Below are 12,671 nucleotides of genomic sequence, written 5' to 3' on the forward strand. Positions count from 1 at the left end.
TCGTCTCACCGTGAGACAGGTATGGTTAATGCGGAGTTAACTCAGCCATGCCCGTCATTCCGGGGCGCACCGCAGGTGCGAACCCGGAATTTCGAGATTCCGGATCGGCACTTCGAGCCGTCCGGAATGACGGAAGTCATTTCTTGTAGATCTCGCTCGGATCGAACAGCCGCTCGGCGTCGGCGAAGACCAGCTTCGCTCCGCCGCCCTCGGCCTCGACCTTGCGGTAGAAGCACGACCTCCGACCGGTGTGGCAGGCGGCGCCGATCTGCTCGACGCGGATCCAGACCGCGTCCTGGTCGCAATCGGTGCGCATCTCGATCACGCGTTGGGTCTGACCGGAGGTCTCACCTTTTCGCCACAAGGCATTGCGCGAGCGGCTGAAGTACCAGGCCTCGCCGGTGGCAACGGTCTTGCGCAGCGCCTCCTCGTTCATGTGCGCGACCATGAGCACATCGCCAGTCACGGCGTCGGTCGCGACGCAGGTCACAAGGCCTGCGGCGTCGAACTTGGGCAGGAAGGCAAGACCTTCCTCGATCTCATGGGAGTGAGCGGACACGACGACGTCGCCGATCTATTCGCGAGGTCAGCGCGTGCCTCGCACCAGGGACAGGAAACGGGCCTGCTCCGCCGGATTGTCGCGGAACATGCCGGTGAAGCGGCTGGTGAAGGTGGAGGCGCCATGCTTGGCAACGCCGCGCACCGACATGCAGGTATGCTCGGCCTCGATCAGCACGGCAACGCCGCGGGGCTTGAGAACCTCGTCGATGGCCGCCGCGATCTGCGCCGTCAGGTGCTCCTGGGTCTGGAGGCGGCGGGCGAAGATGTCGGTGAGACGGGCAAGCTTGGACAGGCCGACGACGCGCTCCACCGGCGTATAGGCGATGTGCGCCTTGCCGTAGAACGGCATCATGTGATGCTCGCACTGCGAGGTGAACTCGATGTCGCGCACCAGCACGAAATCGTCATAGCCCGCCGTCTCGCCGAAGGTGCGGTCGAGTACCTCGGCCGGGCACTGGTGGTAGCCCTGATAGAGCTCGTCGAAAGCCTCCACCACGCGGCGCGGCGTGTCGAGCAGGCCCTCGCGCTCGGTATTCTCGCCGATATAGGCGAGCAGCGTCTTGACCGCGGCTTCCGCCTCGGCACGAGCCGGGCGCGGCTGATCAGCGCGGACGGCGGCCGCGAGGAACTCGGCGGGGTCCAGCTCCGCCGGGCGGCTCTCGGGCTGCCGGTCGGAGGGCTTGTTGGGGCGGATGGATTTGATTGCAGCGTCCATATCGACTCCGTTCGACGGCCTCGCGGCCGGAGTGTCACCGGCAGACGGGGCGGGAAAGCCGCCGGACGCCTGAAGAGAACAGTTTCGGCGAAAGTCCGCAATCATTACGTCGGAGCCAACGCTCTGGATCACACCGCCGCAGCGCGGGACTATTTTTCCGCCAGTTCCATCCCTATATAGGCCCCTGGGTGGCGCCCGCCAAGGCCGATCCGGCGCCGCAGTGTTGGACTCCATCACATGCTGAACGACATTTATAACAAGCGGATCATTGAGCTGGCCGGGAATATTCCGCGCCTCGGGCGGCTTTCGGACCCCGATGCTTCCGCCACAGCCCACTCCAAGCTGTGCGGCTCGACCGTGAAGGTCGATCTCAAGATGAACGGCGACACGGTCACCGACTTCGCCCATGACGTGAAGGCGTGCGCCCTGGGCCAGGCGTCTTCATCCATCATGGCAAGTCACGTGGTCGGCTCGACTGCGAGCGAACTCCGCGAGTTACGGGAAACTGTTCGCAAGATGCTGAAGGAGAACGGCGCGCCTCCTGAAGGCAAATGGGAGGAGATCAAGTTCCTCGAACCCGTTCGCGACTACAAAGCGCGCCATGCCTCGACGCTGCTAACCTTCGATGCCGTGGTCGATGCGATCGGCCAGATCGAGGCCAAGGCCAAGCAGCCGGCCGCGGCGCAGGGCTGACCGCTCCTTTATTTTAGGCGCCGCACGACGCCTGGTGCGAAGATCACGGGGCGCGTTCTCAGGTGGGCGCTGGCGCGCCACAGCCCGCGCTCCGCGCCGGAATCACGGCCGATATTATTGAAGAGCTTACTTCTCCGGTGCCGGCGCCGCCACGCCGCCCGTCGGCACGACGGCCTCCGCCGTCTTGGTCGATTTGGACGGCTCCTGTTCCGTGGCGAATCTGGCTTGCGTCTTTGGCGCAAGCCCCGCCATTGCCGGCGCGGAAATGTCCATATGCGGGAGCACGTCAGCCACGAGATCGGTCGTGACCAGATTGGCGAGCTTGAGCTCACCAGCATCGAGTTCGTGCAGGTCTTCCCAGGGCGGGACACTGAGCGCAAGCGACAGCAGATCGCCGGTGCCGCCCATGTCGAATGTGTATTTGGCAAGGCGACCGATGTCGCGCTCCACGATCATCAGATCCTGCGCGCTGTAGCTCGCGGCCTTGGCATCATCGGCGCGGTCGCCCATCCAGATCTGGTGGACCCGGACATGTGCGGCCGCCGGCACGTATCGCTTCTTGCCGGCCAACAACAGGAACACGCACATCGATTCGCAATAGGCCTCTGGCGCGACAGCCGGCCGAGTCGACGGCCCGCCGCGAAGGCTCACGCCGACCGTGGTCGACAGTCCGAGGTTGCGGAAGCGGCGCCCAAGCGTGATCGCATCATTTACGGAACCGCCGCTGGAATCGAGCACCACGGTGGCGCCGCCGAGCTGGCGCCCGCGCGAAAACTCTTCGAATTCCCTGGGGGTATCGGCAGTGATGATGCCGACTGCGCTGATCCAGCCGCGGCAGTTCGGTTCGCAGGCGACCCAGTTGAACTTCATCGGCAGCTTGCGCTCCTCGAGCGCACTACCCGCTCGCGCCGACGACCCGAATGTCGCGACGGCGCCCGACAGCGCGACACCACAAACGGCGGCTCCTACCAGCAACCAGCCGCGAAAATTGAGCGACGTCAGAAGTTTCAAACTGGTCCCTTCCCCAAGCCCCAAGGCGATTCAGGTCAGCCCCGTTTTGCGTCCGATCAGTTTACACATGGACGTCACAAAAATGGTATCCGGGGGAATACAGATCGTCCATAGATACTTGCTGCACTGCTCCCTAAAAGCAGGCAGAATATGGCGCATAAACAGCAGCTTACCAGTTCCCTGCGCCGGAACCGTGCAACACCTCGCTCAAGGTCGCAGCAAAGCGCACATGAAGCACTCAGCCCGCGAGCATTGTTCCATTGAGAGTGCGCTCCGGCTGCCGCGCAGATTCGGCCGTGCGCTGATTTGGCTGTATCGCCATACGCTGTCGCCCCTGGTGGGCTACAACTGCCGGCACCTGCCGACCTGCTCCGTTTACGGCGATGAAGCGATCGAGCGGTTCGGCTTGTGGGCCGGAGGATGGATGACGCTCGCTCGCCTGCTGCGCTGCAATCCCTTCGGCACATCAGGTATCGACAACGTCCCCCTCACCGCGCCGAAGGGCGCTCGGTGGTATCTGCCCTGGCGCTACGGCCGCTGGCGCGGGGTCAATGCATCTTGACCTTGGCTGCGGTGCTCCTTGCGCCGCGATCGGAACAGGAACTTTCCGCTCGCGTTGTTTCGATGCTCCCACGGGAGGAAACAACGATGCGCTGGAAAATCAGCCCCCCTTTCCATTTCAGGCTCGGTCCGCACCTCAGTCATCGGCGACACGATCCCAGAGCCATGGACCTGCTCGCCATTGTCGCACTGCTCGCTCTCGTCGTCGCCTCAAGCTGGTATTTGGCGGACAGTCTTGCGACGCCGCCCAGCACGACGACGTTTATCGTGCCGAGCCAGAGTGTGCACTGGTAGCTATCGGAACCAATAGAAGCGCCCCTGTGACGGCGGGATGGATTCCGGTGGCCGCAGCCGCTTCGGGCGGGGCGGCTTCGGCGCCGGCTCGGCGGTGGAAGTGGTCTCCGCAGCCGGCGCGGTCTCGCTGCCCGGCACCTTCACCGCCAGCAGCAAGTTCGACTCGTGCATCCGCCAGCGATAGCCGACTCCGAAGTCGATCGGCTGAGCGCGCGTGAACAACTGGGCGTAGCGCTCCTGGTAGCGGCCGGGGAATTCGTCGATGGGGCCGAGATAGCGGCCGAATGGGAAGAACCGCCACTGCCGCGCATTGTAATTCGCGAGCGGAATGCCGGAATCGTCCTGGATGATCGTCGCACTGTTGGCGAGCAGCCAGTCGCGAACGACGGTGAAGTTGCCGGAGTGCAGCAGATAGGACGCGCTTTTGAGCAGGCTGTTGCCGGGCCCGAGCGTCTCGCAGAACTTCAGGAACCCTGCGGCGCGTGCGCCAGAATTGGAGAGGTCGGTCGAAAAATAGTACAGCGTGCGCGTTTCCCCATCGCTGCCCGCAAAGGTGATCCGGACGCCGCGCGTCGCACTACGTCCCGGATTGTCGTCGCCGACATGCAGCCCGCCCTTGTCGTCGAGCGCGACCATCTCGACATTGCGGATGGTCTTGCCGGAGCGCGCAAGGAAGACATAGAGGATCGGCAAGGTGCCGTTGACCTGGTTGGCACTCAGGTCGACCTTCATCTGCTTGGTGATGAAGAAGGAGAAGCTCAGGATGGAGCCGAGGGAGCGCTCGACGTTGTAGAGCGCGGCTCCGATCGAACCGCGCGACAGGCGCGTGAGGTCGGGCACGGCGCCAATCGGCTCCAGGGCGCCGAGCACATAGGTGCTCGCTTTGGAGTAGAACGCGTCGGCGTAGAGGAAATCCGGGCCGCTGAACATGTAGAACATGGTCGGCCGGGGCGCGGCGAGATTGACATCGGCCCAATTGCGTATCTTCGAGAGCTGGCGCTGCTCGAGCTGCGCGAATGCGCCATCGAAGAATTTTGCGTGACGCTGCCAGCCTGGATCCTTCGTGAGCGGCACCAGCGGCGAGTCGGCCGACGGCTGCATGCCCGCAAGGAAGCGCGCGGTGTCGTCGAAAGTGACCTCGGCGGCGTGCGCGGACGAAGCTGCCGCGGCGAAGAAGGCGAAAGCGACCGCCGCAATTCTCAAGAGTTCGACCATGTCTATTCGCGATGTGGTGAAGCGGCAGCGGCGACCGGCCGCCTGCGGAAAACGGCATAGATCAACAGGCCCGAGAGCATCACGAGCATCCCCGAGAGCGACTGCACCGGCCGCTCGGTCAAAAGGTAGTACATCATGAACGCGGTCACGAGCAGGAAAACGAACGGCGTAAACGGGTATCCCCAGGCCCGGTAGGGCCGCGGCAAATCGGGATTGGTGATGCGGAGCTTGATGACGCCGGCAACCGTGAAGAACGAGCAGAACAACAGCGCGAACTGGATAAAGTCGAGCACGGCCTCGAAGCTGCGCGTGAACAGCAGCAAGGTCGCGACCGCAAGCTGAAACAGGATGGCGTAGGCCGGTGCACCGCTCACTGATTTGCGCGAGAATGCGCGCAGAGCCGGTATGTCCTCGCCCATCGTCATCATCACGCGCGGGCCGATCCACATCATCGCGCTGATCGAGGAGATCAGACCGAAGCAGATCATCGCGCCGACGATCCGGCCGCCGAGGCTGCCGAAAATGGCGCTGCCGGCGACGCTCGCGACGTCGAGCTGCCCGGCAAGCGCGCCGACCGGCGTGGAATAGAGAAACACCGCGTTCAGCGCGACATACAGCACGAGCACGATGACCGTGCCCGCAAGCAGCGCACGCGGCAGGCTCTGCTGCGGCGTGTTCATCTCGCCGATGATGTAGGTCGCGGCATTCCAGCCTGAGAACGAGTACATCACGAAGACGAGGCCGATCGCGAAGGGCGCACTGACGATGTGGGCGAGGTCGCCCGGCTGCGGCGTGAAGGCGATCGGCTGCGGCACGCCGATGATGAAGCCGGCCACGAGGAAGGCGACAATCAGCACGACCTTGAAGATGGTCGAGATCAGCTGGAACGTCGCGGAGTGCTTGACGCCGGTCAGTTGCACGAGCGAGACCAGCCACACCACGCCTATGGCGAGCGGGATCGGCGGCAGATCGGGCACGACCGATTTGGCGTATTCGCCAAACGCCATCGCGGCAAGGGCGACCGGAGCCGCGAAGCCGACCGTCGCCGACACCCAGCCGGCGAGAAAGCCGAAGGCCGGATGATAGGCACGGCCAAGGAAATTGTACTCGCCGCTCGAGCGCGGAAACATCGCGCCCAGCTCGCTGTACGCAAACACCCCGCACAGCGCGACGATGCCGCCGACCGTCCACAGCAGCAGGATCGAGAAGCCCGACGGGATGTCCTTGACCTGGAAACCAAGGCTGGTGAAGACGCCAACCCCGATCATGTCGGCCACAACGATTGCGGTTGCAACCGGAACGGAGACTCCGGCCCCGCTCCCGGTCAGCCGGCCCGTCCAGGCTGCGGTTCCCGCATCTGATGCCGTCATCGGGGTCCTAACCTCAGGCCTCTCGCCTCGTGGGCCGGTCGTGCAGATTGGTCCAGTCAATTCAAGCAGGGTTAACAAGGGCTAAATGAGGCGAAGGCAGTCGGGTATTAAGACACCGTTTGCGTGCGCCTTCGGACGATGAGGCCGGCTCCGCCAGATGCATCCTGCTCCCCGTCCCCACAATCAGGACACGATCTCATGGTCAGCTTGAGCGTTCCGGATGTGGGGAATTTCTCCGGACGCTTAACGTCGCCTAAATGCCGGTCGGCTCAATTGTCTCAAGATGCGCCGACGGACTTGATGTCGTGGCTTGGGGTCATGGGTGGATGTTCGGGGCCGTTTCGACACTGAGAGCTGACTTTCGTGCCGACCGGACACGATCCGGTCGGCACGGTCGCGCGCTCCAAGTCGGCCTGATCTCAGCCTTGCTGCCATTGTCGCTGGCGCTGGGGCACTGCGGCAAGGCGCCCGATCCGACAGCGCTGGCCGCGCATTCGCAGGCAAATGTCCAGGTCGTCGCGAAAACCAATTCGCAGACCTCCAATTCACGAATGGCAAGCGGCGACACGTTCGAGGACCGCTTTCCGGCCCCGCAATTCAAAGAGCGCTTTCCCTCGGCGAGCGAGAGTTTCCTGCAGCGGCAGATGTCGGATTTCTCGCCCAAGCGCGCTGTCCAGCAACAACCGCCGGAGCAAGCGTCCTACAAAGTGGCTTCTCTCGAACCGCAGGTCCCCTACAAGCGTCCGCCGCGCGAGGACCTGACGACGCTCGTCAGCATGAAGTCGTCGGCATTTCCCTATTTCGGCAACAATCCCGCCTCGGACGCGCCCTTCCTCAACATTTCCAGGGGCGACCGCCGCGGCCACCGCAGCTATTCCGGGCGCGTCTACTGGCAGGACGAGACTTACAACGACAACCGCGTGCTCATGCACGTGCCCGAGCATTTCGACGTGCGTAAGCCGGGTGTGATCGTGGTGTTCTTCCATGGCAACGGCGCCACGCTGGAGCGGGACGTGCGCAACCGCCAGCTGGTGCCCAAGCAGATCACCGATTCCGGCGCCAACGCCGTGCTTCTCGCTCCGCAGATGGCGGTGGACGCCGCCGATTCCAGCGCCGGCAAGTTCTGGCAGCCGGGCGGCTTCAAACGCTTCATGGCGGAATCGGCCGAGCATCTCGCCCGCATCACCGGCGACCCCAACGGTGCGCGTGCCTTCGCCAACATGCCGATCGTGATCGTCGGCTACAGCGGCGGCTTCCTGCCGACGGCCTGGAGCCTGCAGGTCGGCGGCATCAGCGACCGCGTGCGCGGCGTCGTGCTGCTCGACGCCGTCTACGGCGAGCTGGACAAATTCGCCTCCTGGATCGAGAGCCACCGCTCCGGTTTCTTCGTCAGCTCCTATACTCGCCACACGGCACGGCGCGACCGCGAGCTCATGAGCATGCTGCGGCAGAAGGGCATCAGCGTGTCCGAGGACATGGACGGGCCGTTACAACCCGGCAGTGTGGTATTCGTCGAGACCGGCGAAGGCATCACCCATCGCGATTACGTGACGCGGGCCTGGACGCAGGATCCGCTCAAGGACGTGCTGGTGAAGATGTCGGCCACGCCCTCGCTCGCGCTTGCGCGCGTAGCCTCAACCAATCCATCCGCAGCGGGCCGTTAGGCGCTCTTGCCCACCTCGATCGGGGCGAGCCTTGGAGCGCATCGCGCTTGGGCTCGCGAACATCAGTTCTTGGGCAGCTTCGGAATGCTCTCGGCAAAGCCGTTGAAGCAGGCAAGCCGCTCGTCCTCTTCCTTGAAGAACCGGCAATCGGCGTAGCCCTTGGCCTTCGCGGGCTTCGGTTTCGGCGCCGGCGGGATCACGGCGTCGTAGCAGTTGAGGCGATCCTTGGTGCCGTCGTCGATCTCGAGACAGGCCTGGAGCCGGACGGCGATCGACTGCGGCTTGCCCTTCGATGCCGCGGCAGGCTTGGCCGCGGCCTCTTTGGGCTTGACCTGCACCAGCGGCTTGTCTCCGACCATCGGTGGCTTGTCGGCTTGCGCAAATGCGGAGGCTGAATAGAGCACCGCGGCAACCGCCAGAATCATCCTCATCTCAGTCAACTCTCTTTGGTCCCCATGACCGGCGTTCTAGCGCCCTCGCGCGCGGTTTGCCAAGCGCCTTGCGCACACCATGCGCGAGTGTCAGGACGTGGCAGCCACCGGACCGGGCCGGGTCAGGACCACCAGGATCAGCGCCAGCACGACGAAACCGACGGCGACGAAGCCGAGCGTGTGCAGGAGCTCGCGGGCAAACAGCAGGCCACCGACGGCGGAGCCGACCGCCTGGCCGATATAGAGGACCGAGGTATTGAGCGCGACGGTCGCCGATGCCAGCGGCGGCGCCGCTGCGACCAGTCGCACCTGCTGCATCGAATTGGTGGAAGCGAAGCCTAGTCCCCAGGTCGCGACCGCGACCGCCATCAAGACGAGCGAGCCTGCGCTCACCGCCCAGCCCGCGATCCCGGCAAGCAGCAGCCAGGTGAACAGCAACGAGGTGCGATAAGGCCCCGAGGTGTCGACGATGCGGGTGGCGAGGACGACGCCAAGGAATCCGCAGACACCGTAAAGCGCAAACACCATGCCGATCGCATCGGCACCGGCTCCAGTGAGCTTGTTGAGCAACGGGCCCATGTAGGTGAACACGACGAACTGCCCCGACATCTGCAGCATCGTGATCGCGAGCAGAAGCAAGATCGTCCTGCTCCGCCCGACTGCGGCCCACGTCTTCAGATCGACCGGTGCACCCTTCAGGCCCGCCGGAAGACGCAGCAGCAACAGCAGCAAGCTGATGCAGCCGAGCGCGCCGATGCCACCATAGGCCGCTCGCCAGCCATAGCGGCTGGCGATGAAGGTGATCAGCGGCAAACCAAGGGCGGCAGCCAGCGACCAGCCGAGGAAAATGTACGCAATGGTGCTGCCACGCCGTTCGGCCGGCACGATCAGCGCTGCCGTGCCTGCGGCCTGCGGCGTGTAGAGCGCGCCGACCGCGAGCATTGCGAGGCGGATGATAAGGAGGCTGGCGTAGTGGGGGGCGAAGGCCGAAGCGAGATTGCCGAAGGCAAGCACCGCAAGCGTTGTTGCGAGCAGCGTCCGCCGTTCGATGCGGCTGGTGAGCCAGGCCGTCAGCGGCGATCCGATGCACAGCGTCACCGCTCCGAACGTGATCAGGAGTCCAGCCGCATGGATGCTGACCTCCAGTCCCGTCGCCAATTCCGGCAGCATGCCTGCCGGCGCCAGCACGGAGCAGCCGGTGACGAGATTGCCGAGCATCAGGGCGGTCGGGGCGAAACGTCCGGCTGCGGGAGCTCTTTCCATGCAAATGCATGTACATCAGGCTTGCGGCCAATTGAAGGGCGCTGTCCGAAATAGTTGGTGCAAGGTCCCGGGTTTTGGCCGTCACTTTCTTGGAATTGCCGGATTGCGCGGACCGAATCGCCTGATATATCGCTCTTTCCCGCTTACCTGCGCTCGTTCGCAGGAGTGAGCCTCAGGAGAAAAGCAATGACCGACCAGCCCAAATCCGAGTCCGGCTTCCAGTACAGTCTCTCCAATCTCAAACCCGTGACTCCCGCTCCCAAGGTCACCCTCACCTTCCCCGACGGCGCCCAACGCCAGTTCGACAAGGGCATCACGGGCCTCGATATCGCCAAGGGCATCTCGCCGTCGCTGGCCAAGCGCACGGTTGCGATGGCGCTCGACGGCGCGCTCGCCGATCTCAACGATCCGATCGAGACCGACGCCAAGATCGAACTCGTCAATCGCGACGATCCGCGCGCGCTCGAATTGATCCGCCACGACTGCGCGCACGTGCTGGCGGAAGCCGTGCAGACGCTGTGGCCGGGCACTCAGGTCACCATCGGTCCCGTGATCGAGAACGGTTTCTACTACGACTTCTTCCGGAACGAGCCGTTCACGCCAGAAGACTTCGCAGCCATCGAGAAGAAGATGCGCGAGATCATCGCGCGCGACAAGCCCTTCACGAAAGAGGTCTGGGATCGCGAAAAAACCAAGCAGGTGTTCCGCGACAAGGGCGAGGCATTCAAGGTCGAACTGGTCGATGCCATTCCCGGCAGCGAGCCGATCAAGATCTACTACCAGGGCGACTGGTTCGACCTGTGCCGCGGCCCGCACATGACCTCGACCGGCAAGGTCGGAAATGCCTTCAAGCTGATGAAGGTCGCCGGCGCCTATTGGCGCGGCGATTCCAACAATCCGATGCTGACCCGCATCTACGGCACGGCTTTCGCCAAGCAGGAGGATCTCGACGCTTACCTCAAGCAGATCGAGGAAGCCGAAAAGCGCGACCATCGCAAGCTCGGACGCGAGCTCGACCTCTTCCACTTCCAGGAGGAAGGTCCGGGCGTCGTGTTCTGGCATCCGAAGGGCTGGACCGTCTTCCAGCAGTTGATCGCCTATATGCGTCGCCGCCTGACCGGCGACTACAACGAGGTCAACGCGCCGCAGATCCTCGACAAGGTGCTGTGGGAGACCTCGGGCCATTGGGGCTGGTACCGCGAGAACATGTTCGCGGCGCAATCGGCCGGCGACGAAGCCGAGGACAAACGCTGGTTTGCGCTCAAGCCGATGAACTGCCCGGGTCACGTCCAGATCTTCAAGCACGGCCTGAAGAGCTATCGCGACCTGCCGCTGCGCCTCGCCGAGTTCGGCGTGGTGCATCGCTACGAGCCTTCCGGCGCCATGCACGGCCTGATGCGCGTGCGCGGCTTCACCCAAGACGATGCGCATATCTTCTGCACGGAGGATCAGCTCGCCGAAGAGTGCCTGAAGATCAACGACCTGATCCTGTCGACCTACGCGGATTTCGGCTTCACCGGCGATCTCACGGTGAAGCTCTCGACCCGGCCGGAGAAGCGCGTCGGGACCGATGCGATGTGGGATCACGCCGAGCGCGTGATGGCTACCGTGCTGCGCGAGATCCAGTCGCAGAACAATCACATCAAGACCGAAATCAATCCCGGCGAAGGCGCCTTCTACGGGCCCAAGTTCGAATATGTGCTGCGCGATGCCATCGGTCGCGACTGGCAGTGCGGCACCACGCAGGTCGATTTCAACCTGCCGGAGCGGTTCGGCGCCTTCTACATCGACCATGACGGCGGCAAGAAGCCGCCGGTGATGGTGCACCGGGCGATCTGCGGCTCGATGGAACGCTATATCGGCATCCTGATCGAGCACTATGCCGGCAACTTCCCGCTCTGGCTCTCGCCGGTGCAGGCGGTGGTCACGACCATCACCTCGGAAGGCGACGAGTACGCCAAGGTGGTGATGGAGCAGGCACGGCGCGCCGGGCTCCGGGTCGAGATCGACCTGCGCAATGAAAAGATCAACTACAAGGTCCGCGAACACTCGCTGGCCAAGATCCCGGCGCTGCTCGTGGTCGGAAAGAAGGAAGCCGAGACGCACTCGGTCTCGGTCCGCCGCCTCGGCAGCGACGGCCAGAAGGTGATGACGACGGCGGAGGCGATCGCCGCCCTCGTGGACGAGGCGACCCCGCCGGATGTCCGGCGGGCACGCGGCGGCGTCTGATCCTTGAAACCCATCTAAATTCGCTTCCGGTTGCGGGCGTGCGTGCTTATCTCGGAGTGGCACGCCCGACGACCAGCCGAAGAGGATATCGCAGTGCCCGACGCCATCGAACTCCTGAAGACCCGCCGCTCCGTCAAGCCGCGCGAAATGACCGGGCCCGGTCCCTCGCCGGCCGAGCTCGAGACGATCCTCACCATCGGCGCGCGCGTACCCGACCACGGCAAGCTCGCGCCCTGGCGCTTCATCATCTTCGAGGGCGACGCCCGCCAGCGCGCCGGCGAGGTGATCGCAAGGGTCTTTGCGCGAAAGAACCCGGGCGCGCCGGAGGCCGACATCGAGACCGAGCGCAAGCGGCTCATGGACGCGCCGCTCGTCATCGGCATCGTGAGCTTCACCAAGCCGCATCCGAAGGTGCCGGCGTTCGAGCAGGAATTGTCGGCGGGTGCCAGCGCCATGAACATCGTCACGGCCGCCAGCGCGCTCGGCTACGGCGCATGCTGGCTGACCGGCTGGTTCGCCTTCGATCGCGACGTGCTTGATGGGCTCGGCCTCAAGCCTGACGAGAAGCTCGCCGGCCTCGTCCATATCGGCACGCCGACGAAACCGAGCGAGGACCGACCGCGACCGTTCCTTTCCGAAATTGTGACGCGGTTTTAGTCCAGGG

Annotated in this window: 13 protein-coding genes; 6 read left to right on the top strand and 7 right to left on the bottom strand. The window is 64.2% G+C overall.

Annotated elements, in window-relative coordinates:
* Positions 1-136: 136 nt before the first annotated feature.
* Positions 137-559, bottom strand: a complete 423-nt coding sequence (hisI, locus tag K408_RS0122245) for a phosphoribosyl-AMP cyclohydrolase (RefSeq protein ID WP_024340716.1) — start codon at positions 557-559, stop codon at positions 137-139.
* Positions 560-586: 27 nt separating this feature from the next.
* A complete protein-coding gene (folE, locus tag K408_RS0122250; RefSeq protein ID WP_024340717.1) occupies positions 587-1,276 on the bottom strand; it encodes a GTP cyclohydrolase I FolE in 690 nt (229 codons plus the stop codon).
* 237 nt (positions 1,277-1,513) lie between these two features.
* On the opposite strand from folE, the gene K408_RS0122255 reads away from it, so the two are divergent.
* Entirely contained in the window at positions 1,514-1,969 is a 456-nt protein-coding gene (locus K408_RS0122255; protein WP_024340718.1) for an iron-sulfur cluster assembly scaffold protein, read from the top strand.
* Between the two features lie 126 nt (positions 1,970-2,095).
* Here the strand turns inward: K408_RS0122255 and K408_RS0122260 are convergent, their stop codons facing one another.
* Positions 2,096-2,980, bottom strand: coding sequence for a COG3904 family protein (locus K408_RS0122260; protein WP_024340719.1), 885 nt, complete (start codon positions 2,978-2,980; stop codon positions 2,096-2,098).
* Positions 2,981-3,209: 229 nt separating this feature from the next.
* On the opposite strand from K408_RS0122260, the gene yidD reads away from it, so the two are divergent.
* The gene (gene yidD / locus K408_RS0122265; protein WP_024340720.1) at positions 3,210-3,542 is read left to right on the top strand and encodes a membrane protein insertion efficiency factor YidD; all 333 of its coding nucleotides are present in this window, start codon (positions 3,210-3,212) and stop codon (positions 3,540-3,542) included.
* 86 nt (positions 3,543-3,628) lie between these two features.
* Positions 3,629-3,835: a hypothetical protein gene (locus K408_RS0122270; protein ID WP_024340721.1), complete on the top strand. Its 207-nt coding sequence runs from the start codon at positions 3,629-3,631 to the stop codon at positions 3,833-3,835.
* Here the strand turns inward: K408_RS0122270 and K408_RS0122275 are convergent, their stop codons facing one another.
* Together K408_RS0122275 and K408_RS0122280 are read right to left on the bottom strand one after the other, a co-directional pair.
* The gene (locus K408_RS0122275; RefSeq protein ID WP_024340722.1) at positions 3,836-5,050 is read right to left on the bottom strand and encodes a hypothetical protein; all 1,215 of its coding nucleotides are present in this window, start codon (positions 5,048-5,050) and stop codon (positions 3,836-3,838) included. It abuts the gene before it with no gap.
* Positions 5,051-5,052: 2 nt separating this feature from the next.
* Positions 5,053-6,420 (bottom strand): APC family permease, encoded by a 1,368-nt coding sequence (locus tag K408_RS0122280; RefSeq protein ID WP_024340723.1) that lies wholly within the window; start codon positions 6,418-6,420, stop codon positions 5,053-5,055.
* A 326-nt stretch (positions 6,421-6,746) separates the two neighbouring features.
* On the opposite strand from K408_RS0122280, the gene K408_RS0122285 reads away from it, so the two are divergent.
* Entirely contained in the window at positions 6,747-8,084 is a 1,338-nt protein-coding gene (locus tag K408_RS0122285; protein WP_024340724.1) for an alpha/beta hydrolase, read from the top strand.
* A gap of 62 nt (positions 8,085-8,146) precedes the next feature.
* Here the strand turns inward: K408_RS0122285 and K408_RS0122290 are convergent, their stop codons facing one another.
* Together K408_RS0122290 and K408_RS0122295 are read right to left on the bottom strand one after the other, a co-directional pair.
* Positions 8,147-8,515, bottom strand: a complete 369-nt coding sequence (locus K408_RS0122290; RefSeq protein WP_024340725.1) for a hypothetical protein — start codon at positions 8,513-8,515, stop codon at positions 8,147-8,149.
* Between the two features lie 90 nt (positions 8,516-8,605).
* Positions 8,606-9,778 (bottom strand): MFS transporter, encoded by a 1,173-nt coding sequence (locus K408_RS0122295; protein ID WP_024340726.1) that lies wholly within the window; start codon positions 9,776-9,778, stop codon positions 8,606-8,608.
* A gap of 186 nt (positions 9,779-9,964) precedes the next feature.
* Here K408_RS0122295 and thrS point away from each other — a divergent pair, with 186 nt between their 5' ends.
* Positions 9,965-12,007 (top strand): threonine--tRNA ligase, encoded by a 2,043-nt coding sequence (thrS, locus tag K408_RS0122300; protein ID WP_024340727.1) that lies wholly within the window; start codon positions 9,965-9,967, stop codon positions 12,005-12,007.
* A gap of 93 nt (positions 12,008-12,100) precedes the next feature.
* The gene (locus tag K408_RS0122305; RefSeq protein WP_024340728.1) at positions 12,101-12,664 is read left to right on the top strand and encodes a nitroreductase family protein; all 564 of its coding nucleotides are present in this window, start codon (positions 12,101-12,103) and stop codon (positions 12,662-12,664) included.
* The last annotated feature ends 7 nt before the right edge of the window (positions 12,665-12,671 follow it).

This window comes from Bradyrhizobium sp. in8p8, from assembly GCF_000426845.1.
GTDB classification, from domain to species: Bacteria; Pseudomonadota; Alphaproteobacteria; order Rhizobiales; family Xanthobacteraceae; genus Bradyrhizobium; species Bradyrhizobium japonicum_C.

What these genes read in the sequence shown, in the direction of transcription:
- K408_RS0122290 (WP_024340725.1), bottom strand. Translation starts at nt 8,515, where the DNA reads ATGAGGATGATTCTGGCGGTTGCCGCGGTGCTCTATTCAGCCTCCGCA.
- K408_RS0122285 (WP_024340724.1), top strand. Translation starts at nt 6,747, where the DNA reads ATGTTCGGGGCCGTTTCGACACTGAGAGCTGACTTTCGTGCCGACCGG.
- thrS (WP_024340727.1), top strand. Translation starts at nt 9,965, where the DNA reads ATGACCGACCAGCCCAAATCCGAGTCCGGCTTCCAGTACAGTCTCTCC.
- K408_RS0122255 (WP_024340718.1), top strand. Translation starts at nt 1,514, where the DNA reads ATGCTGAACGACATTTATAACAAGCGGATCATTGAGCTGGCCGGGAAT.
- K408_RS0122270 (WP_024340721.1), top strand. Translation starts at nt 3,629, where the DNA reads ATGCGCTGGAAAATCAGCCCCCCTTTCCATTTCAGGCTCGGTCCGCAC.
- K408_RS0122280 (WP_024340723.1), bottom strand. Translation starts at nt 6,420, where the DNA reads ATGACGGCATCAGATGCGGGAACCGCAGCCTGGACGGGCCGGCTGACC.
- K408_RS0122295 (WP_024340726.1), bottom strand. Translation starts at nt 9,778, where the DNA reads ATGGAAAGAGCTCCCGCAGCCGGACGTTTCGCCCCGACCGCCCTGATG.
- folE (WP_024340717.1), bottom strand. Translation starts at nt 1,276, where the DNA reads ATGGACGCTGCAATCAAATCCATCCGCCCCAACAAGCCCTCCGACCGG.
- yidD (WP_024340720.1), top strand. Translation starts at nt 3,210, where the DNA reads ATGAAGCACTCAGCCCGCGAGCATTGTTCCATTGAGAGTGCGCTCCGG.
- K408_RS0122275 (WP_024340722.1), bottom strand. Translation starts at nt 5,050, where the DNA reads ATGGTCGAACTCTTGAGAATTGCGGCGGTCGCTTTCGCCTTCTTCGCC.